This window comes from Pseudomonas mucoides, from assembly GCF_015461845.1.
GTDB lineage: Bacteria > Pseudomonadota > Gammaproteobacteria > Pseudomonadales > Pseudomonadaceae > Aquipseudomonas > Aquipseudomonas mucoides.
Genome location: NZ_JACOPW010000001.1, coordinates 1,790,009 through 1,811,664 on the forward strand (window position 1 = coordinate 1,790,009; position 21,656 = coordinate 1,811,664).

At 60.1% G+C, this 21,656-nt stretch carries 16 protein-coding genes; 6 read left to right on the forward strand and 10 right to left on the reverse strand.

Features of this window, described 5'->3' with window-relative positions; translation table 11 throughout:
- Positions 1–3,897 (reverse strand): phosphoribosylformylglycinamidine synthase, encoded by a 3,897-nt coding sequence (gene purL / locus H8F22_RS08395; RefSeq protein WP_194939949.1) that lies wholly within the window; start codon positions 3,895–3,897, stop codon positions 1–3.
- A 273-nt stretch (positions 3,898–4,170) separates the two neighbouring features.
- Here purL and mltF point away from each other — a divergent pair, with 273 nt between their 5' ends.
- Entirely contained in the window at positions 4,171–5,631 is a 1,461-nt protein-coding gene (gene mltF / locus H8F22_RS08400; protein ID WP_027924889.1) for a membrane-bound lytic murein transglycosylase MltF, read from the forward strand.
- 63 nt (positions 5,632–5,694) lie between these two features.
- Here the strand turns inward: mltF and pdxJ are convergent, their stop codons facing one another.
- The 8 genes from pdxJ to lptF all read right to left on the reverse strand — a co-directional run bounded on the left by pdxJ (position 5,695) and on the right by lptF (position 14,118).
- A complete protein-coding gene (pdxJ, locus tag H8F22_RS08405; RefSeq protein ID WP_027924888.1) occupies positions 5,695–6,438 on the reverse strand; it encodes a pyridoxine 5'-phosphate synthase in 744 nt (247 codons plus the stop codon).
- 47 nt (positions 6,439–6,485) lie between these two features.
- Complete coding sequence (gene recO, locus H8F22_RS08410) at positions 6,486–7,175, reverse strand: DNA repair protein RecO (RefSeq protein WP_027924887.1); 690 nt, start codon at positions 7,173–7,175, stop codon at positions 6,486–6,488.
- 171 nt (positions 7,176–7,346) lie between these two features.
- Positions 7,347–8,249 (reverse strand): GTPase Era, encoded by a 903-nt coding sequence (era, locus tag H8F22_RS08415; protein WP_027924886.1) that lies wholly within the window; start codon positions 8,247–8,249, stop codon positions 7,347–7,349.
- Entirely contained in the window at positions 8,242–8,931 is a 690-nt protein-coding gene (gene rnc / locus H8F22_RS08420; RefSeq protein WP_027924885.1) for a ribonuclease III, read from the reverse strand. Before rnc ends, era begins: the two co-directional genes overlap by 8 nt.
- A 184-nt stretch (positions 8,932–9,115) precedes the next feature.
- On the reverse strand, positions 9,116–9,970 hold the full coding sequence (lepB, locus tag H8F22_RS08425) for a signal peptidase I (protein ID WP_027924884.1): 855 nt from the start codon (positions 9,968–9,970) through the stop codon (positions 9,116–9,118).
- 5 nt (positions 9,971–9,975) lie between these two features.
- On the reverse strand, positions 9,976–11,775 hold the full coding sequence (gene lepA / locus H8F22_RS08430; protein ID WP_027924883.1) for a translation elongation factor 4: 1,800 nt from the start codon (positions 11,773–11,775) through the stop codon (positions 9,976–9,978).
- A gap of 170 nt (positions 11,776–11,945) precedes the next feature.
- Positions 11,946–13,007 carry an LPS export ABC transporter permease LptG gene (lptG, locus tag H8F22_RS08435; RefSeq protein WP_027924882.1) on the reverse strand — a complete coding sequence of 354 codons (1,062 nt, stop codon included), beginning with the start codon at positions 13,005–13,007 and terminating at the stop codon, positions 11,946–11,948.
- Entirely contained in the window at positions 13,000–14,118 is a 1,119-nt protein-coding gene (lptF, locus tag H8F22_RS08440; protein ID WP_027924881.1) for an LPS export ABC transporter permease LptF, read from the reverse strand. Before lptF ends, lptG begins: the two co-directional genes overlap by 8 nt.
- A gap of 308 nt (positions 14,119–14,426) precedes the next feature.
- On the opposite strand from lptF, the gene H8F22_RS08445 reads away from it, so the two are divergent.
- The 5 genes from H8F22_RS08445 (at position 14,427) to rlmF (ending at position 21,163) form a co-directional block, all read left to right on the forward strand.
- Positions 14,427–15,917, forward strand: a complete 1,491-nt coding sequence (locus H8F22_RS08445; RefSeq protein ID WP_027924880.1) for a leucyl aminopeptidase — start codon at positions 14,427–14,429, stop codon at positions 15,915–15,917.
- A gap of 60 nt (positions 15,918–15,977) precedes the next feature.
- The gene (locus H8F22_RS08450; RefSeq protein ID WP_059181573.1) at positions 15,978–16,406 is read left to right on the forward strand and encodes a DNA polymerase III subunit chi; all 429 of its coding nucleotides are present in this window, start codon (positions 15,978–15,980) and stop codon (positions 16,404–16,406) included.
- Between the two features lie 8 nt (positions 16,407–16,414).
- Positions 16,415–16,804 (forward strand): hypothetical protein, encoded by a 390-nt coding sequence (locus H8F22_RS08455; protein WP_027924878.1) that lies wholly within the window; start codon positions 16,415–16,417, stop codon positions 16,802–16,804.
- Between the two features lie 223 nt (positions 16,805–17,027).
- Positions 17,028–19,874, forward strand: coding sequence for a valine--tRNA ligase (locus H8F22_RS08460; RefSeq protein WP_027924877.1), 2,847 nt, complete (start codon positions 17,028–17,030; stop codon positions 19,872–19,874).
- Positions 19,875–20,140: 266 nt separating this feature from the next.
- Positions 20,141–21,163 (forward strand): 23S rRNA (adenine(1618)-N(6))-methyltransferase RlmF, encoded by a 1,023-nt coding sequence (rlmF, locus tag H8F22_RS08465; protein WP_027924876.1) that lies wholly within the window; start codon positions 20,141–20,143, stop codon positions 21,161–21,163.
- 110 nt (positions 21,164–21,273) lie between these two features.
- Here the strand turns inward: rlmF and H8F22_RS08470 are convergent, their stop codons facing one another.
- On the reverse strand, positions 21,274–21,555 hold the full coding sequence (locus tag H8F22_RS08470; protein ID WP_007905514.1) for an HU family DNA-binding protein: 282 nt from the start codon (positions 21,553–21,555) through the stop codon (positions 21,274–21,276).
- Positions 21,556–21,656 lie beyond the last annotated feature (101 nt).

Here is a 21,656-nt window from a genome sequence, read left to right on the forward strand (position 1 = left end):
TTAGTTCACCCACACGCGAGCGTTACGGAACATACGCATCCAAGGTGCGTCCTCGTTCCAGTCTTCTGAACGCCACGAGTTCTGCACAGCGCGGAACACGCGTTCCGGGTGCGGCATCATGATCGTTACGCGACCGTCGCGGCTGGTCAAACCGGTGATCCCGCGCGGCGAGCCGTTCGGGTTGGCCGGATATTTTTCGGTGACCTTGCCGTGGTTGTCGACGAAACGCATCGCCACGCAACCCGACAGATCCGCTTCCAGCAACGCTTCTTCGCTGGCGAACTCGGCATGGCCTTCACCGTGAGCGATAGCGATTGGCATGCGCGAACCGGCCATACCCTGCAGGAAGATCGAGTTCGACTCCTGGACCTGAACCATCGCCACGCGCGCTTCGAACTGCTCGGAGCGGTTACGTACGAAGTGCGGCCAGAATTCGCTGCCCGGGATCAGCTCGTGCAGGTTGGACATCATCTGGCAACCGTTGCACACGCCGAGGGTGAAGCTGTCGGTACGTTCGAAGAAACCCTGGAACGCATCGCGAGCACGGCTGTTGAACAGTGCGGACTTGGCCCAGCCTTCGCCGGCACCGAGGACGTCACCGTAGGAGAAACCGCCGCAAGCGACCATACCTTTGAAGTCGTTCAGGTCGACACGGCCGGCCAGAATGTCGCTCATGTGCACGTCGATCGCGTTGAAACCGGCGCGGTCGAACGCGGCCGCCATTTCCACCTGACCGTTGACGCCCTGCTCACGCAGTACGGCAACCTGTGGGCGAATGCCTTTCTTGATGTAAGGCGCGGCGACGTCCTGGTTGACGTCGTAGCTGAGCTTGACGCTCAGGCCCGGGTTGTCTTCTTCCAGCAGCACGTCGAACTCTTGCTCGGCGCAGTCGGCGTTGTCACGCAGACGCTGGATCTGGTAGCTGGTTTCGGCCCACTGACGTTGCAGCAGACGACGCTGACCTTCGAACACGGTTTCGCCGTTGAAGGTGATGTTGATCTGGCCGTTGTTCATCGGCTGACCGATCACCGACACGCAGTCGCCCAGGCCGGCCGCGCTGAACTGCGCAAGGATGTCCGGGGTCGCGTCCTGACGAACCTGGATCACAGCACCCAGTTCTTCGTTGAACAGGATCGCGGCGATGTCGGCGGAAGTTTCTGCCAGGCCATCGAGGTTCAGGCTCAGACCGCAGTGACCGGCGAAGGCCATTTCCACCACACTGGTCAGCAGACCACCGTCGGAACGGTCGTGGTACGCCAGCAGGTGACCGTCGGCATTCAGGCCCTGGATCACCGCGAAGAAGGCCTTGAGGTCTTCGGAATCATCGACGTCCGGCGCTTGCGAGCCGAGCTTGCCGTGCACCTGGGCCAGGATCGAGGCGCCCATGCGGTTCTGGCCACGGCCCAGATCGATCAGGATCAGGTCGGTGGTGCCCTTGTTCATGCGCAGTTCCGGGGTCAGGGTCTGACGGATGTCAGCCACTGGCGCGAAACCGGTCACGATCAGAGACATTGGCGAAGTGACCGTCTTGTCGACGCCTTCGTCGCTCCAGCGCGTGGCCATGGACATGGAGTCCTTGCCCACCGGGATGGTGATACCCAGCTCAGGGCACAGTTCCATACCGACCGCTTTCACGGTGTCGTACAGACGCGCGTCTTCACCCGGGTGACCGGCAGCGGACATCCAGTTCGCCGACAGTTTGATGTCGGAGATCTTGTTGATGCGCGAAGCGGCAATGTTGGTCAGGGTTTCGCCGATGGCCATGCGGCCCGACGCCGGAGCGTCCAGCAGTGCCAGCGGAGTACGCTCGCCCATGGCCATGGCTTCACCGGTGTAGACGTCGAAGCTGGTGGCGGTAACGGCAACGTCGGCCACCGGAACCTGCCACGGGCCGACCATTTGGTCACGGGCCACGAGGCCGGTGATGGTGCGGTCGCCGATGGTAATCAGGAAGCTTTTGCTCGCCACGGCCGGGTGATGCAGAACGCGCTCTACGCAGTCTGCAATCTCGAGCGTCGACGGATCGAAGTCGTCGCCCAGTTCGTTTTCACGAACGGCCGAACGGTGCATGCGCGGGGCTTTGCCCAGCAGCACTTCGAGTGGCATGTCCACCGGACTGTTGCCGAAGTGGCTGTCGGTGACGGTCAGTTGCGGCTCGGCAGTGGCTTCGCCAACCACGGCGAACGGGCAACGCTCACGTTCACAGATCGCCTGGAAGCGTTCGAAGTCGGCCGGGCCGACCGCCAACACGTAGCGTTCCTGGGATTCGTTACTCCAGATTTCGTGCGGGGCCATGCCCGGCTCGTCGTTTGGAATGTTGCGCAGTTCGAAACGGCCACCACGGTTGCCGTCGTTGACCAGTTCCGGGAAGGCGTTGGACAGACCGCCCGCACCCACGTCGTGGATGAAGCTGATCGGGTTTTTGTCACCCAACTGCCAGCAACGGTCGATGACTTCCTGGCAGCGACGTTCCATCTCAGGGTTTTCGCGCTGTACGGAAGCGAAGTCCAGGTCAGCCGAGCTGGTGCCGGTGGCCATGGAGGAAGCCGCGCCGCCGCCCAGACCGATCAACATCGCCGGGCCGCCGAGCACGATCAGCTTGGAGCCAACAGTGATCTCGCCTTTCTGTACGTGTTCGGCACGGATGTTACCCATGCCGCCGGCCAGCATGATCGGCTTGTGGTAACCACGAACTTCGTCGCCACGCGGGGTGGTGATCGACTGTTCGAAGGTACGGAAATAACCGGTCAGGGCCGGACGACCGAATTCGTTGTTGAACGCGGCGCCACCCAGTGGGCCTTCGATCATGATGTCCAGCGCGGTGACGATGCGCTCAGGCTTGCCGTATGGCACTTCCCACGGCTGTTCGAAGCCCGGGATTTGCAAGTTGGACACGGTGAAACCGGTCAGGCCAGCCTTCGGCTTGGCGCCACGACCGGTCGCGCCTTCGTCACGAATCTCACCGCCACTGCCGGTGGATGCGCCCGGGAACGGGGCAATCGCAGTCGGGTGGTTGTGGGTTTCGACTTTCATCAGGATGTGCACCGGTTCCTGCACCGCGCCGTACTGGCGGGTTTCAGGGTCCGGGAAGAAACGGCCGGCGACGTTGCCGACGATCACCGAGGCGTTGTCCTTATAAGCCGACAGAACGCCTTCGCTGTGCATCACGTAGGTGTTCTTGATCATGCCGAACAGGCTTTTTTCCTGGCTCTGACCGTCGATGTCCCAACTGGCGTTGAAGATCTTGTGACGGCAGTGCTCAGAGTTCGCCTGGGCGAACATCATCAGTTCGATGTCATGCGGGTTGCGCTTCAAGCCGACGAAGGCATTGACCAGGTAGTCGATTTCGTCTTCGGCCAAGGCCAGGCCCAGCTCGGTGTTGGCTTTTTCCAGCGCGGCGCGACCGCCACCCAGCACGTCGATCGCAGTCAGCGGCTTCGGTTCGGCGTGGCTGAACAGGCCGGCGGCCTGTTCGAGGTTGGCCAGAACGATTTGCGTCATGCGGTCGTGCAGACCGTCCGCAATCAGTTGCGCGTCGGCGTCGCTGAACTGACCGGTTACATAGAACGCGATGCCGCGTTCCAGGCGCTGGATCTTGCTCAGGCCGCAGTTGCGAGCGATGTCGCTGGCTTTACTGGACCACGGCGAGATGGTGCCGAAACGCGGCAACACCAGGAACAGACGGCCGGTCGGCTCTTGTACCGGAACACTTGGGCCGTACTTCAGAAGGCGCGCAAGCACCTGCTGTTCGTCGCCGGTCAGGACGCCGGTCACTTCGGCGAAGTGAGCGAATTCAGCATACAGGCCGCTGACAGCCGGGACCTTCTGGCTCAGTTGCTCAAGGAGTTTGCTGTGGCGAAAGGCAGAAAGGGCAGGAGCGCCGCGCAGGATCAACATCTTCGGGACAGCCTCGGGAGGGGTGTGCTTTGAGGCCGTGCATTCTAGCCTAAACCGCCCGCGACATCACCCGAAACGGTACAGGCGGCTGCACCCAAGTGTCGGACCGGGGATCCAGGCCTGAGAATGGCGCTCAAAAAGGGTTATTTTTTCTGTCACAAAATGCGGTTCGGGCCCATTCCTGCGGGCTCCGGAGCGGTTTTCAATTGCCTAGCAGACAAGCCCTCCTCTGTCGAGATATGGCGGCCGTGGTCCTTTGCGTATACTGCGCAGATGTTTTCCCCAACGGCTTTGCGTCCGCGGTACGCCAAATGGCTGATCGCAACCGGACTCTTCCTGATGCTCAGTGGCTGTGTTGATAAACCCAACACGCTGGAGCGCGTAAAGGAGGATGGCGTGCTGCGGGTGGTTACCCGAAACAGCCCCGCCACCTACTTTCAGGATCGTAACGGTGAAACCGGCTTCGAATACGAGCTGGTGAAGCGCTTCGCCGACGATCTGGGGGTGGAACTCAAGATCGAGACCGCCGACAACCTCGACGACCTGTTCAATCAGGTGGGCAAGCCTAACGGCCCGGTGCTGGCTGCTGCCGGCCTGGTCAGCAGTGAGGAACGCAAAAAGCAGGTGCGGTTTTCCCACTCCTACCTGGAAGTCACCCCACAGATCATCTACCGCAACGGCCAGTCACGGCCGACCGATGCGGGCGACCTGGTCGGCAAGAAGATCATGGTGCTCAAGGGCAGCACCCACGCCGAACAGCTGGCAGAGCTGAAAAAGAAATACCCCGGCATTGAATACGAAGAATCCGACGCGGTTGAAGTCGTCGACCTGCTGCGCATGGTCGATGAAGGCCAGATCGACCTGACGCTGGTCGATTCCAACGAAGTCGCGATGAACCAGGTGTACTTCACCAACATACGGGTCGCCTTTGACCTCGGCGACGCCAGCAACCAGAGCTGGGCCGTGGCCGCCGGCGAAGACAACAGCCTGCTCAACGAAATCAACGCCTACCTCGACAAGGTGCAGAAAAATGGCACCCTGCAGCGCCTCAAGGATCGCTATTACGGGCATGTCGACGTCCTCGGCTACATGGGCGCCACCACGTTCGCCCAACATTTGCAGCAGCGGCTGCCCAAATACGAACAGCACTTCAAGGCGTATGCCAAGAAGGAACAAGTCGACTGGCGCCTGCTGGCCGCGATCGGTTATCAGGAGTCGTTGTGGCAACCGGCGGTGACGTCCAAGACCGGCGTGCGCGGCCTGATGATGCTGACCCAGAACACCGCACAGGCGATGGGCGTGTCCAACCGCCTCGACCCCAAGCAGAGCATCATGGGCGGCGCCAAGTACCTGGCCTATATGAAGGATCAACTGGACGAGTCGATTCAGGAGCCGGATCGCACCTGGTTTGCCCTGGCGGCTTACAACGTTGGCAGCGGCCACCTGGATGACGCGCGCAAACTGGCGGCGAAGGAAGGGCTGAACCCGGACAAATGGCTGGACGTGAAGAAAATCCTGCCGCGCCTTTCCGAGAAAAAGTGGTACAGCAAGACACGCTATGGCTACGCCCGAGGCGGCGAGCCGGTGCATTTCGTGGCGAACATCCGTCGTTACTACGACATCCTGACGTGGGTCACGCAGCCACAGCTTGAAGGTGACCAGGTGGCCGAAGGCAATCTGCATGTGCCGGGGATCGACAAGTCGAAACCGGCTCAGGAACCTGCGCCGCTCTAACAGCCCCCCAAACCAATGTGGGAGCGAGCAAGCTCGCTCCCACATTGGTTTTGTGTCTGGGCTTTAGGCTTTTGCGGCGGCCAGGATCAGCGCTTTCATTTCCGACACCGCCGACTTGAAGCCAACAAACAACGCATGCGCCACCAGCGCGTGGCCAATGTTCAGCTCGTTGATGCCTTTGATCGCCGCCACGGCTTCTACGTTGTGGTAGTGCAAACCGTGCCCGGCGTTGACGATCAACCCCTGAGCCAGGCCAAACGCTACACCATCGGCTACGCGCTTGAGCTCTTCGGCCACGTCAGTCGGTGTTTCGGCATCGGCGTAACGCCCGGTGTGCAGTTCGATCGCCGGCGCACCCACACGACGGGAGGCCTCAATCTGGCGTTCATCCGCGTCGATAAACAGCGACACTTCGCAACCGATCTTCGACAAGCGATCCACGGCGGCTTTGATCCGTGCTTCCTGCCCCGCTACATCCAGACCACCTTCAGTGGTCAGTTCCTGACGGGTTTCCGGGACCAGGCAAATGTGCGCCGGGCGAATGTGCTCGGCGAACAGCATCATTTCTTCGGTGACGCCCATTTCGAAGTTCATGCGGGTTTGCAGCACGTCCTTGAGCAGCAGAACGTCGCGTTCCTGAATGTGCCGGCGGTCTTCGCGCAAATGCACGGTGATGCCGTCAGCGCCCGCCTCTTCCGCGTCCAGTGCCGCCTTGACCGGATCCGGATAGCGAGTGCCCCGGGCCTGACGCAGGGTGGCAACGTGGTCAATGTTCACGCCAAGAAGAATGCGATTGCTGGTGGTCACGGAAGCGCTCCTGAATTTAAAGATTCGGCGCACAGCATACGGGGAGACTACGGCTTGCGAAACAGCTCGCGGCTGACTAAAGGACGACCGCCCAAATGCACGGCCAATGCCTGGCGCATCAGCCGCTTGGCAGCGGACAGTGCACCGGGCGCGGACCAGTCAGCATCGGCCATGGCCAACAGTTCGGTGCCATTGAACAAACCGGGTTGCAGCAGATAGACCTGCTCCAGCCCCGCATCCACCTGCAAACGGTAGAGACCGTCCGGCGCGATGGGTTCGCCGTGGATGTCCATGGTCAGCGCAAAGCCGTAGCCGAGATCGTCCAGCAGGCGCCATTCGAACGAGCGCAACAACGGCTCCAAGGGTCGACCTTCGGCCAGCGCGAGCAGAGTCGCGGCGTAATGATCGAATACCCCGGGATGGGGGTCTTCGGAAGGCAATAGACGGATCAACAGTTCGTTGAGGTAGAGGCCGCTGAACAACGCCTCACCGCTGAGCCAGGTGGAGACGCCGGCACTTTCCATGCGCCCGACGTTCTTCAGCTCGCCACGCCCGCGAAACTCGACTTCCAGCGGCACGAACGGCCGCGCCAACGTCCCCGCCTTGCCCCGCGCACTGCGCAACACCGCCCGCAGCCGACCTTGCGGCGTGAGGAAATCCACCAGCGCACTGTTTTCGCGGTAGGCGCGGGAATGGAGGACGTAGGCGGGTTGGCCGATGGGTGGGGTTTGGGACATGGAAGTCAGCGTTCTCAATGAGTGAGCACAGATTTATAAACTACCCAAAACCAATGTGGGAGCGAGCTTGCTCGCGATGAGGGCCTGGCATTCAACATTGATGTTGACTGGCAGACCGCTATCGCGAGCAAGCTCGCTCCCACAGGGTGCTTCGGTGTATCTGGAACAGGTTTACAGGTCGCCGTAACCCAGCGAACGCAACGCGCGCTCGTCATCAGACCAGCCGCCTTTCACTTTCACCCAGAGGTTGAGCATGATCTTGGAGTCGAACAGCAGCTCCATGTCCTTGCGCGCCTCGGTGCCGATGCGCTTGATGCGCTCGCCCTTGTCGCCAATGATGATCTTCTTCTGGCCGTCGCGTTCAACGAGGATCAAGGCATGAATGTGCAGGGTTTTGCCCTGCTGCTTGAACTCTTCGATTTCCACGGTGATCTGGTACGGCAGCTCGGCGCCCATCTGGCGCATGATTTTCTCGCGTACCAGTTCGGCGGCGAGGAAGCGGCTGCTGCGGTCAGTGATCTGGTCTTCCGGGAAGAAGTGATCGTTTTCTGGCAGGTAACCGGCGATCACACGCTCCAGCGCTTCGAGGTTGTGCCCGTGCTGGGCCGAGATCGGCATGATCTGCGCGTTCGGCAGCTGTTCCTGCAACCAGCTCAGGTGCGGCATCAGCTCGGCTTTGTCTTCGATGCGATCCGTCTTGTTCAGTGCCACGATCAGCGGACCGGTCACGTACTGGACGCGCTCGAGAACCATCTGGTCTTCGTCGGTCCACTTGGTGCGGTCAACCACGAAGATCACCACGTCGACGTCTTTCAACGCCGCCGAAGCGGTCTTGTTCATGTAGCGGTTCAACGCCTTTTCGCCGCCCTTGTGCATGCCCGGGGTGTCGACGTAGATCGCCTGCACGGCGCCTTCGGTCTTGATGCCCAGCATGTTGTGGCGGGTGGTTTGCGGCTTGCGCGAGGTGATCGCCAGTTTCTGACCCAGGATGTGGTTCAGCAGCGTGGACTTGCCCACGTTGGGACGGCCGACGATGGCAACATAGCCACAGCGAGTTGCGTTTGTATCAGTCATTGCCATTCTCCACACCCAGGGCAATCAGTGCTGCGGCGGCCGCTACCTGTTCGGCAATACGACGACTCACACCCTGACCTCGGCTTTTTTCATTCAGTAAGGTGATTTCACATTCGACGAAGAACGTCCGGCAATGCGGCTCACCCTGGATATCCACCACTTCGTAACGTGGCAGCTCACAACCACGCGATTGCAGGAATTCCTGCAGGCGGGTTTTTGGATCTTTGTTGGTGTCGACCAGCGTCAGGCCTTCGAACTCACCGGCCAGCCAGGCCAACACACGCTCGCGCGCCATGTCCATGCCGGCGTCGAGGTAGATCGCACCAATCAGCGCTTCCAGGGCATCGGCCAGAATCGACTCGCGACGGAAGCCGCCGCTTTTCAGTTCGCCAGAGCCCAGGCGCAGGTAGTCGCCCAGATCGAAACCGCGGGCCAGTACGGCCAGCGTCTCACCTTTCACCAGGCGTGCGCGCAAACGCGACAACTGGCCTTCGCGGGCCAGCGGGAAGCGATCGAACAGCGCCTCGCCAGCGACGAAGTTAAGAATGGCATCACCGAGGAACTCCAGGCGTTCGTTGTTACGCCCGGCAAAGCTGCGGTGAGTCAGGGCCAGAACCATCAGTTCCTGGTCCTTGAAGGTGTAGCCGAGCTGACGCTCGAGACGACTTAAGGAGACGCTCACGGTTTACCCACGCTGAGTTCGTGGTTGGATTCCACCGCCATCGCCGTGATACGGCGCAGGCCTGGGACAATTAACGCTGTGTTCAAAAATAACGTCCTGAATATCATTGGCTTCATGCTGCTGGCGCCGATTGTGCCGACTCCAGAAAAGCATTCGGCGCTGTGTTCAACAGCGCCGTGTGTGATTACTTGATCAGGCCAACCCGCGAGAAATTCGGCAGGTGACTGAGTTTGGGTTCCGGCCAGCTCATCCAGACTGCGAAGGCCTTGCCGACGATATTCTTGTCGGGAACCATGCCCAGCAGATCCTTGGGAATGCTTGGATCATCCCAGTAGCGACTGTCGTTGGAGTTGTCGCGGTTGTCGCCCATCATGAAATAGTGCCCGGCGGGCACGGTCCACGAATGGTCCGGCGTGGCGCGATAGCGGCTCATTTCCTTGCGGATCAAGTGCTCGGCAACGCCGAGTTTTTCCTTGTAGAGCTCAGCGCTGCCCAGCGTGCCCGGCTCGGAGCCGACCAGTTGCTCGGCAATCGACTCGCCGTTGACGAACAGACGCTTGTCGGCGGTGTAGCGAATCGTGTCGCCCGGCAGGCCCACTACACGCTTGATGTAGTTGACGTTCGGATCGCTCGGGTAACGGAACACCATCACATCGCCGCGCTGCGGATCACCGACTTCGATGACTTTCTTGTCGATCACCGGCAGGCGGATCCCGTAAGAAAACTTGTTCACCAGAATGAAGTCGCCCACGTCCAGGGTCGGTTTCATCGAGCCGGACGGAATCTGGAACGGTTCCACCAGGAACGAACGCAGGACCAGCACGATGAACAACACCGGGAAGAACGACTTGCCGTATTCGACCAGCAGCGGCTCTTTGTTCAGTTTCTCGATCACCACCCCGTCAGGCTGGCTGACGCTGCCCTGATAGGAGGCAATGGCAGCACGCCGACGCGGCGCCAGGAAAACCAGATCGAGCAACGCCAACAGGCCGCAGACGAACACGGCGATGACCAGCAACAGCGGGAAATTTAGTGACATAGGACCTAACTATCCAACCTGAGCACTGCAAGGAAGGCTTCTTGTGGAATTTCCACGTTGCCGACTTGCTTCATGCGTTTTTTACCGGCCTTTTGCTTTTCAAGCAGTTTCTTCTTACGGCTAACGTCACCGCCGTAGCATTTGGCCAATACGTTCTTTCTGAGAGCCTTGACGGAGGTTCGCGCAATGATCTGCCCGCCAATGGCGGCCTGGATCGCGACGTCGAACATCTGGCGCGGAATCAGTTCTTTCATCTTCTCGGTCAGCTGGCGACCTTTGTAGTGCGCGTTATCCTTGTGCACGATCAGCGCCAGAGCGTCGACCTTGTCACCGTTGATCAGCACATCCAGTTTCACCAGACTAGCCGATTGATAACGATCGAAATGGTAATCGAGCGACGCATAACCACGGCTGGTCGATTTCAGACGGTCGAAGAAGTCCAGGACCACCTCGTTCATCGGCAAATCGTAGGTCACCTGGACCTGGGAACCGAGGAACAACATGTCGTGTTGCACGCCACGTTTTTCGATGCACAGGGTAATGACGTTGCCCAGGTGCTCTTGCGGCACAAGAATATTGGCCCGCACGATCGGCTCACGCATGTCTTCGATCGAGGACAGGTCCGGAAGCTTCGACGGGTTATCGACGTAAATCGTTTCACCGGTTTTCAGCAACAGCTCGAAAATTACCGTCGGCGCCGTGGTGATCAGGTCCAGGTTGTACTCGCGCTCCAGGCGCTCCTGGATGATTTCCATGTGCAGCATGCCGAGGAACCCGCAACGGAAGCCGAAGCCCAGGGCGTCAGAGCTTTCCGGGGTGTACTGCAGGGACGAGTCGTTGAGCGTGAGCTTTTGCAGGGCTTCACGGAAATCTTCGAAGTCGTCGGAGCTGACCGGGAACAAACCGGCGTAAACCTGCGGCTGAATGCGTTTGAAACCTGGCAGCACGTCAACGTCTGGCGTCGAGCTCAAGGTCAGGGTGTCACCTACTGGCGCACCGTGAATGTCCTTGATGCTGGCGATGATGAAGCCTACTTCACCGGCCTTCAGGTCAACCGTCGGGGTGTGTTTCGGGTTGAAGACACCGACGCTGTCCACCAGGTGGATCTTGCCGGTGGATTTGACCAGGATCTTGTCGCCCTTCTTCACACGACCGTGACGCACACGCACCAGGGAAACAACGCCCAAGTAGTTGTCGAACCAGGAGTCGATGATCAACGCTTGCAGCGGATCTTCGTAGTTGCCGGTCGGCGCAGGAATGGTCGCGACCAGGCGCTCGAGCACTTCGTCGACGCCCAGACCGGTCTTGGCCGAGCACTCGACCGCATCGGTAGCATCGATGCCGATGATTTTTTCGATTTCTTCTTTGACGCGGTCCGGATCGGCCTGTGGCAGGTCGATCTTGTTCAGGACCGGCATGACTTCCAGGCCCTGCTCGATCGCCGTGTAGCAGTTGGCAACCGACTGCGCTTCAACGCCCTGACCGGCATCGACCACCAGCAACGCACCTTCACAGGCCGCCAGCGACCGGCTGACTTCATAGGTGAAGTCAACGTGGCCGGGGGTGTCAATGAAGTTCAGCTGGTACTTGATGCCATCGCGAGCGGTGTAATAAAGGGTGACGCTGTGGGCCTTGATGGTGATCCCGCGTTCACGCTCCAGGTCCATGGAGTCCAGTACCTGGGCTTCCATTTCGCGCTCGGCAAGGCCGCCGCACATCTGGATGAATCGATCAGCCAGCGTCGACTTGCCATGGTCAATGTGGGCGATGATGGAGAAATTGCGGATATGACTCAAATCACTCACGGATCAACACTCAAAAAGGCTGCAGGCATAGCCCGCCGAAAAATAGCCGGGAATTGTACCTGATCCACGGCGCAAGCGTCACGTTCGCAGGTCAGACGGCACGTACAAAAACGCCCCGGTCTTGCGACAGGGGCGTTTCAGATGGCGACGGGGTCAGGAAAAACCCCCGATCAACCAGCCCGGCGCAACAGCCAGACGCCCGCCAGGGCACAGACACCGGCCGGAATCAGCACCGCAAACAGCGGCGAGAAACCGAACACCAGGCTCGAAGGCCCCAGCAAATCCTGGACGATACGGAAGGTGAAGCCCACCAGAACGCCGGTAAACACCCGCTGGCCGAGGGTCACAGAACGCAAAGGACCAAAGATGAAGGAAATCGCCATCAGTACCAGCGCCGCCGTCACCAGTGGCTGCAACACCTTGACCCAAAACGCCAGCCAGTAGCGGCCATTGCTCAGGCCCTGATCCGCCAGATAGTGGATGTAACCCCACAATCCGCTGATCGACAGCGACTCGGGCGCCATCACCACGGTGTCCAGCAACTGCGGGCTCAGGGCAATATCCCAGCGCTCGACGGGGGTGGTGACCACTTCGGTGCTCTTGTCATGGAACACCGTGGTCGTGACGTCGCTGAGCTGCCAGTGATCCTTGTCGAACTCGGCACGCTTGGCGAAGCTTGACGACAGCATGTGCCGCTCCTTATCGAAGCGATAGCGGGTCACACCGTAAAGAATGCCGTTGGGCTGCACCGAGTTGACGTGGATGAACTCATCACCCTGGCGGTGCCACAAGCCATGCTTGGCGCTTTGCGCATCGCCACTGCCCTGGGCCAGCGAGCGGTTGGCTTGTGCCGTGACTTCGGTGGCCGGCGCCACGTATTCGCCGATCAGCACGCCCACGACCATCAGGATCAGCATCGGCTTCATGACCGCCCAGACGATACGACCGATCGACACACCCGCGGCGCGCATGATGGTCAGCTCACTGTTGCTGGCCAGACTGCCCAGGCCAATCAGGCACCCGATCAGTGCCGCCATTGGCAACATGTCGTAAAGACGGCGCGGCGCCGTCAGCAAGACGTAACTGGAAGCATCCATCAGCGTATAGGTATCGCTGACTTCGCTCATCTCGTCGATGAAGGCAAACAGTGTCGCCAGGCCGAGAATGATCCCCAGTACCGCCAGGATGGCCATGAATACGCTGCTACCGATGTAGCGATCGAGCTTAACCACGAGCCACCTCCAGCGCGCTGCGGCGACTCGCCATCTTCAGGCGCAACGGCTCCCAGTAAAGCAACCCGAGTCCAATGATCAGAAACACCCCGTGAACCCACCACAACCCAAGGGCCGGCGGGATCTTGCCCTTATCGAGGGCGCCACGGGCGGCAATCAGGATGGTCAAGTAAGCCATATAAAGAAGAATCGCCGGCAGCAGCTTGAGGAAACGGCCCTGGCGCGGGTTGACCCGCGACAACGGCACCGCCATTAGCGTCACGATGAACACCAGCAACGGCAAGGACAGACGCCATTGCAACTCGGCGCGCAAGCGCGTGTCCTCGGTCCCCATCAAGGAACGAGTGCTCATCGCATCACGGTCGGTCACTTCGTCACTGACGTCCGGCTTTGGCAGCAATACCCCGTACTCGTCGTACTTGATCGCGCGATAGTCGGCCTGCCCCGGATTACCGTCATAGCGATAACCGTTGTCGAGAATCAGGTAGCGGTTGCCGTCCGGGCGGATTTCCTGGCGGCCCTTCTCGGCCACCAGCACGGAAATCCCGCGATCCTTCTGGTCAGAGTTGGTGTTCTTCTGCGAAATGAACACACCTGCCAGATTGACGCGATCATCGGTCAACTGTTCGGTGTAGGTCACCCGGGTCCCGTCACGCAACGCCTGGAAGCGACCCGGCTCGAGGGTATCGAACTCGGTCAGCGCATCCTGTTTATTCAGCAGCAGCTGGAACTGATTGGCACCTTGTGGCGCCAGGCTCAGGCTCAGCCAGGCCACGATCAACGCCACCAGCGTGGCCGGAAACAGGGTAATGACAAACAGTCGCTGCTGGCTCATGCCGGTGGCCGACAGCACGGTCATTTCGCTTTCGAGGTACAGGCGACCGTACGCCAGCAGGATCCCGAGAAACAGGCCCAGCGGCAGAATCAGCTGCAGGAAACCCGGCAGGCGAAAGCCCATGATCAGGAACAGCGAGCCCGGATCCAGCAGGCCCGAGGCCGCCTGGGCGAGGTATTTGATGAAGCGACCGCTCATGATGATGACCAGCAGCACGGCGCTGACTGCGCTCAAGGTCAACAGGACTTCGCGGGACAGATAACGGAAGACAATCAAACCAGACACTCCAGGGTTGTCAGGCTAAGGCGGCCAAACAAGCAAACGTATCAGACAGCCTGCAGGGCAGAGCCGCCGAAAAAGATGGCGCATTATCCTGTGAATGAGTGCCCCTGTCACTGCGCATGCTCAAGCTGGCGTTCAATGCGTTGAAGATCGTACAACCGAGGGTTGTCAGGCGCAGGGAGCGAGGTTCAAACTGCGGCCTTTGTCGCGGGCCGTGACCTGCGTCTTACCATCTATATAAGCAAGCGTCTGTGCGTCGCCGTTTTGCCCACGCACGTTGACCATTATTCAGGGACCCGGACATGGAACTGGTTGTAAAAAGCGTTAGCCCAGAAACGTTGAAGACCGCCACGCTGGTCGTCGCCGTCGGCGAAGGCCGCAAGCTCGGCGCCGTGGCCAAACAGCTGGACGAACTGAGTGGTGGTGCGATCAGCGCTGTGCTCAAGCGCGGCGACCTCGCCGGCAAAGTCGGCCAGAGCCTGTTGCTGCACAGCCTGCCGAACCTCAAGGCTGACCGCGTTCTGCTGGTTGGCGTGGGCAAGGACGAAGAGCTGGGCGACCGCCCGTTCCGCAAAATCATTGCCGGCGTACTCAACACCCTGAAAGGCCTGGGCGGCACCGACGCCGTGCTGGCGCTGGACGAAATCGTGGTCAAGGGCCGCGACAGCTACGGCAAGACCCGCCTGCTGGCTGAAACCCTGGTGGACGGCGAATACACCTTCGACCAGTTCAAGAGCCAGAAAGCGGAACCTCGCGCCCTGAAGAAAGTCACCCTGCTGACCATCAAGGCTGCGCAGGCTGAAGTCGAGCGCGCCGTGACTCACGCCACCGCTATCGCCAACGGCATGGCCTTCACCCGTAATCTGGGTAACCTGCCGCCGAACATCTGCCACCCGACGTTCCTCGGCGAGCAGGCCAAGAACCTCGGCAAAGAATTCAAAACCCTGAAAGTAGAAGTTCTTGATGAAAAGAAAATCAAGGAACTGGGCATGGGTTCGTTCTACGCCGTGGGCCAGGGCAGCGCCCAGCCTCCGCGCCTGATCGTCATGCAATACAACGGCGGCAAGAAATCCGAGAAGCCGTATGCCCTGGTCGGCAAAGGCATCACCTTTGACACCGGCGGCATCAGCCTGAAGCCGGGCGCCGGCATGGATGAAATGAAGTACGACATGGGCGGCGCTGCCAGCGTGTTCGGCACCCTGCGTGCTGTGCTTGAGCTGAAACTGCCGATCAACCTGGTGTGCATCCTGGCGTGCGCCGAGAACATGCCGAGCGGCAACGCTTCGCGCCCTGGCGACATCGTCACCACCATGAGCGGCCAGACCGTGGAAATCCTCAACACCGACGCCGAAGGCCGTCTGGTGCTGTGCGATGCCCTGACCTACTCCGAACGCTTCAAGCCGCAAGCCGTGATCGACATCGCGACCCTGACCGGCGCCTGCGTCGTGGCCCTGGGCGCCCACACCTCGGGCCTGCTGGGTAACAACGACGAACTGATCGGCCAACTGCTGAGCGCCGGCCAGACCGCTGACGACCGCGCCTGGCAATTGCCGCTCTTCGATGAGTACCAGGAGCAGTTGGACAGCCCGTTCGCCGACATCGCCAACATTGGCGGGCCGAAAGCCGGGACTATCACCGCAGCCTGCTTCCTGTCGCGCTTCACCAAGAACCTGAACTGGGCGCACCTGGACATCGCCGGCACCGCATGGACCAGCGGCGGCAAGGACAAGGGCGCCACTGGCCGTCCGGTTCCATTGCTGACCCAATACCTGCTGGACCGCGCCAAAGCCTGAAACCGATGAACCGGGGTGGCGTTGCCTTTGGGTGACGCCGCGCCTGGCTCAGGAACCGCAATGACCAAAGTCGACTTCTATATCCTGCCCAGCGCCGATCCTTCGGCACGCCTGGATTTCGCCTGCAAGCTCACCGAAAAAGCCTGGCGCATGGGCCACCGCATTTACCTGCATTGCAGCGATGCTAGCCAGCGCGACGACCTTGATGCGCGCCTTTGGGCGTTCAAGGGCGAAAGCTTCGTCCCTCATGGGCCCGCCGACAGTGAACCGGACGGTTTGATTGTGCTGGGACTGGGTGAAGACTGCGGTCAGCACCAGGACCTGCTGGTCAATCTCGACCTGAAAGTGCCGGTATTCGCCAACAAATTTGCCCGCGTGGCGGAAATAGTGGTGGAAGATCCGACGATTCGTGCGGCTGCGCGGGAGAGTTTCCGTTTCTACCGCGAACAGGGCTATCCTCTGCAAGACCACCGTTTACAGCGACTCTGAGCATTCCGATGGACACTCCGAAACCGCAGCAAAAGTCCGCGCACCTGCTGGACGACCTCGAGTCGATCCGCCAATTGCTCGGCGATGACAACCTGCAACCTCCGCTGCTGACCGACACGGTCATCGACGGTGATCAGGAACAGATTCCCATGTTGTTCGAGTCTGTCGGCAATGTGCCGCAGCCGGTCGAACCGACACCACCGCCCGCCCCTGCCGCGCAACCCGCGCCGAACACCAGCAAAGGCCCCGACGCCCTGCTGCACCTGGACGGCGAACTGCGCGCTGCTGCGATGTTGATCATGCAAGACGTGATCGACGACTTCGCCCCGCATATTGAAACCGAAATCAAACGTCGCCTTGAAGCGCGGATGGAACGGCTTCTCAGCCAATACGAATAACCAGAATCCCCCCAATCCCTGTGGGAGCGAGCTTGCTCGCGATGAGGCCATAACCTTCAACATCCATGTTGACCGACCGACCGCCATCGCGAGCAAGCTCGCTCCCACAGTAGATCAGCGCTGGATTTGACTGCGCCCTGTCCGCACCTGCTCGCCCTGCGCCCCATGCCCCGCTATACTTGCCGGCTTTTCCTGAATAAATGCCAATAGGGTCCCGCCGCGCATGGATAAGACCTACCAGCCGCACGCCATTGAAACTTCCTGGTACAACACTTGGGAGTCTGAGAATTACTTCGCCCCGCAAGGCGCGGGCGAGTCCTACACCATCATGATCCCGCCGCCGAACGTCACCGGCAGCCTGCACATGGGTCACGGCTTCAACAACGCGATCATGGACGCCCTGATCCGTTTCCGCCGCATGCAGGGTCGCAACACCCTGTGGCAGCCGGGCACCGACCACGCCGGTATCGCCACGCAGATGCTGGTGGAGCGTCAACTCGAAGCCAAAGGCCAGAGCCGCCACGACCTGGGTCGCGAGAAATTTCTCGAGAAAATCTGGGAATGGAAGGATGAATCCGGCGGCAACATCAGCCGTCAGATCCGTCGCCTCGGCTCGTCCGTCGACTGGAGCCGCGAGCGCTTCACCATGGATGACGGCCTCTCGGAATCGGTGAAAGAAGCCTTCGTGCGCCTGCATGAAGACGGCCTGATCTACCGCGGCAAGCGTCTGGTCAACTGGGACACCAAGTTGCACACGGCGATTTCCGACCTCGAAGTGGAAAACCACGACGAGAAAGGTTTCCTGTGGAACCTCAAGTACCCGCTGGCCGACGGCGTCAAAACCGCGGAAGGCAATGATTACCTGATCGTCGCGACCACTCGCCCGGAAACCATGCTCGGCGACGCCGCCGTCGCGGTTAACCCGAACGATGAACGCTACAAAGCTCTGATCGGAAAATTTGTCGAGCTGCCGCTGGTCGGCCGCCGCATCCCGATCATCGCCGACGATTACTGCGACCCTGAATTCGGCACCGGCTGCGTGAAAATCACCCCGGCCCACGATTTCAACGACTACGAAGTCGGCAAACGCCACAACCTGCCACTGCTGAACATCTTCGACAAAAACGCTGCCGTACTGCCGGCCTGCCAGGTGTTCAACCTCGACGGCACGCTGAACGAAAGCATCGACGGCAAGATCCCGGCCGAATACGCCGGCCTCGACCGCTTTGAAGCCCGCAAGCAAATCGTTGCTGCATTCGACGCCGCCGGTCTGCTGGTCAGCGTCAATGATCACGCCCTGAAAGTGCCGAAAGGCGACCGCTCCGGAACGATCATCGAGCCATGGCTGACCGACCAGTGGTACGTGTCGACCAAGCCGTTGGCCGAGCCAGCGATTGCAGCCGTTGAAGATGGCCGCATCCAGTTCGTGCCCAAGCAATACGAAAACATGTACTTCTCGTGGATGCGCGACATCCAGGATTGGTGCATCAGCCGTCAGTTGTGGTGGGGCCACCGGATTCCGGCCTGGTACGACGAGTCGGGCAAAGTCTACGTCGGTCGCGACGAAGCCGAAGTGCGCGCCAAGAACAATCTCGGTCCGGACATTGCGCTGCAACAGGACAACGACGTTCTCGACACCTGGTTCAGTTCGGGCCTGTGGACCTTTTCCACGCTCGGCTGGCCTGAGCAGACCGAATTCCTGAAAAAATTCCACTCCACCGATGTGCTGGTGACCGGTTTCGACATCATTTTCTTCTGGGTTGCCCGGATGATCATGCTCACCATGCATTTGGTGAAGAACGAAGACGGCACGCCGCAGGTTCCGTTCAAGACCGTTTATGTGCACGGCCTGGTGCGTGATGGCCAAGGCCAGAAGATGTCCAAGTCCAAGGGCAACGTCCTGGACCCGCTGGACATCATCGACGGTATCGAACTGGAAGAGCTGGTACAGAAACGCACCTCCGGCCTGATGCAGCCGAAACTGGCGAAGAAGATCGAGAAGCAGACCCGCGACGAGTTCGCCGACGGTATCGCCAGCTACGGCACCGACGCCCTGCGCTTCACCTTCTGCTCGCTGGCGTCCACCGGTCGTGACATCAAGTTCGACATGGGCCGCGTTGAAGGCTATCGCAACTTCTGCAACAAGATCTGGAACGCCGCGCGTTATGTTCTGGACAAGGGCGAAGACTGCGGCCAGAACGGCGAAGCCTACGAACTGTCCCTGGCGGATCGCTGGATCATCTCGCAGCTGCAACGCACCGAAGCCGAAGTGACCCGTCAACTCGACCAGTTCCGTTTCGACCTGGCGGCGCAAGCCCTGTACGAGTTCATCTGGAACCAGTATTGCGACTGGTACCTGGAACTGTCCAAGCCTGTGCTGTGGGACGAAAACGCGCCGGTCGAGCGTCAGCGCGGCACCCGCCGTACACTGGTTCGCGTCCTGGAAGTGGCGTTGCGTCTGGCGCACCCGTTCATGCCGTTCATCACCGAAGAAATCTGGCAGCGCATCGCGCCGCTGGCCGGTATTCAGGGCAAGACGATCATGCTGCAACCTTGGCCAGTGGCCAATGAAGAGCGCATCGATCCGGCCGCCGAAGACGACATCGAATGGCTCAAGGAACTGATGCTCGGCACGCGTAACATCCGTGGCGAAATGAACATTGGTCCTGGCAAACCGCTGCCGATCTACCTGAAGAACGTCAGCGCTGAAGACCAGCGCCGTCTCACCGAGAACGAAGCACTGTTGAAGAAGCTGGCTCGTCTTGAATCGATCACGGTGTTGGCTGCCGGCGAAGAAGCACCGCTGTCCGCCACCGCACTGGTGGGCGAGATGGAAGTGCTGGTGCCGATGGCTGGCCTGATCGACAAGGACGCCGAACTGGCGCGCCTGGACAAGGAAATCCTGCGTCTGCAGGGAGAAGTCCAACGCGTCGGTGGCAAGCTGTCCAACGCTGGTTTCGTCGACAAGGCTCCGGCTGAAGTCATCGAGAAAGAGCGCGCCAAACTGGCCGAAGCCGAACAGGCTTTGGGCAAGCTGGCCGAGCAGCATGCGCGGATTGCCAGTCTGTAACGGCACATCGCAATGAAAGAGGGAGGCCCGTAACGGCCTCCCTTTTTTGTGCCTGCCCCTTTCCCTCAAACGCCGAATGCCCCCTGTAGGAGTGAGCCTGCTCGCGATAGCGGCCCATCAGTCGACATCATCGTTACTGACACGCAGCCATCGCGAGCAGGCTCACTCCTACAGGGGGAATCTGGTGTTTGTCACAATTGGGTTCACAACGGCTGGATGTGGGACAATACCCGTCACTTTTAGCCATACCCGAATCGACAACGCCCATGAACGCCCCCCGCACACCAAGACCTGCGCGCAAAAAGCCTGACACCGCCACCCCGGCCAAAGCCGTGGAACCGCGTGAAAAAGCCAACCTGCACCCGCGCAACCGCCATCAGGGTCGCTACGACTTCCCGGCACTGATCAAAACCACGCCGGAACTGGCGAAGTTCGTGATCATCAACCCGTACGGCAAGGAAAGCATCGACTTCGCCAGCCCCGACGCGGTGCGTGTGTTCAACCGGGCGTTGCTCAAGTCGTTTTACGGCATCGCGCATTGGGACATCCCGGCGGATTACCTCTGCCCACCGGTTCCGGGGCGTGCCGACTACGTGCACTTCCTCGCCGACTTGCTGGCCAGCGTCAATGACGGTGAAATCCCTCGCGGCGCGCCGGTCAAAGTGCTCGACATCGGCATGGGCGCCAACTGTGTCTATCCGTTGATCGGCTACAGCGACTACCGCTGGCACTTCCTCGGTTCGGAAATCGACCCGACGGCCGTCGCTGCCGCCAAAGCCATCGTGCAGTCCAACGGTCTGAATAAAGCCATCCAGTTGCGTCAGCAAAATAATCCCAAGCACATCCTGCTGGGCTTGCTGGAGCCGGGTGAACGCTTTGACCTGACCATGTGCAACCCGCCGTTCCACGCCTCGATGGACGAAGCGACCAAGGGCAGCGAGCGTAAATGGCGTGCCCTGGGCCGTGCCGACCCGAAACGTAAATTGCCGGTGCTGAACTTCGGTGGTCAATCGGCTGAGTTGTGGTGTGAAGGCGGCGAAGCGCGGTTTGTGACGCAACTGATCGCCGAAAGTGCGAGTTTCCAGCATAAAGTGCTGTGGTTCAGCACGCTGGTCTCGAAGGCCTCGAACCTGCCTGCAATCCAGACGGCACTGAAAAAAGCCGGTGTGCTGGAAAGCCAGGTGGTGGAAATGTCCCAGGGCCAGAAGCAGAGCCGCTTCGTGGCCTGGACCTTCCAGACCAAATCCGAGCAGCAGGTCTGGCGCGAACGCTGGGTTCGCAAGAGCTAAGCAGGCTCACTCCTGCGTTGGTTCAGCGGTGGTGCAGGACAATCGCTGAATCGCAGACATAAAAAAACCGTGTCCGGATTGCTCCGGAGCACGGTTTTTTTTAACAAGTCTTACTTGTTAACAGCGTCGGTCAGGCCTTTGGCCACAACCAGCTTGATAACTTTCTTGGCAGCGATTTCGATGGCAGCGCCAGTCGAAGGGTTACGGCCAGTACGGGCAGGACGCTCAGTCACTTTCAGTTTGCCGATACCTGGCAGAGTGATTTCGCCGCCGTTTTCCAGCTGATCAGCAACGATTTGGCCCAGTTGGTCCAAAGCGTTACGCGCGGTGGTTTTTGGCGCGTCGATAGCTTCAGCGATGTCGGCGATCAGTTGGTCTTTAGTAAGAGCCATGTAGTGTTCCTTCCCTATCAAATTCATATGGATTGCAGAGTGCAGTGTCAGCCATCGAGCCCGATCTTCTGGATCTGGCACCCTCGGCCAATAACCACTGG

Excerpts from the sequence above, each read along its gene's own strand:
- purL (WP_194939949.1), bottom strand. The coding sequence starts at position 3,897 with ATGTTGATCCTGCGCGGCGCTCCTGCCCTTTCTGCCTTTCGCCACAGC.
- mltF (WP_027924889.1), top strand. The coding sequence starts at position 4,171 with ATGTTTTCCCCAACGGCTTTGCGTCCGCGGTACGCCAAATGGCTGATC.
- recO (WP_027924887.1), bottom strand. The coding sequence starts at position 7,175 with ATGTCCCAAACCCCACCCATCGGCCAACCCGCCTACGTCCTCCATTCC.
- era (WP_027924886.1), bottom strand. The coding sequence starts at position 8,249 with ATGACTGATACAAACGCAACTCGCTGTGGCTATGTTGCCATCGTCGGC.
- lepB (WP_027924884.1), bottom strand. The coding sequence starts at position 9,970 with ATGTCACTAAATTTCCCGCTGTTGCTGGTCATCGCCGTGTTCGTCTGC.
- H8F22_RS08445 (WP_027924880.1), top strand. The coding sequence starts at position 14,427 with ATGGAACTGGTTGTAAAAAGCGTTAGCCCAGAAACGTTGAAGACCGCC.
- H8F22_RS08450 (WP_059181573.1), top strand. The coding sequence starts at position 15,978 with ATGACCAAAGTCGACTTCTATATCCTGCCCAGCGCCGATCCTTCGGCA.
- H8F22_RS08455 (WP_027924878.1), top strand. The coding sequence starts at position 16,415 with ATGGACACTCCGAAACCGCAGCAAAAGTCCGCGCACCTGCTGGACGAC.
- H8F22_RS08460 (WP_027924877.1), top strand. The coding sequence starts at position 17,028 with ATGGATAAGACCTACCAGCCGCACGCCATTGAAACTTCCTGGTACAAC.
- rlmF (WP_027924876.1), top strand. The coding sequence starts at position 20,141 with ATGAACGCCCCCCGCACACCAAGACCTGCGCGCAAAAAGCCTGACACC.
- H8F22_RS08470 (WP_007905514.1), bottom strand. The coding sequence starts at position 21,555 with ATGGCTCTTACTAAAGACCAACTGATCGCCGACATCGCTGAAGCTATC.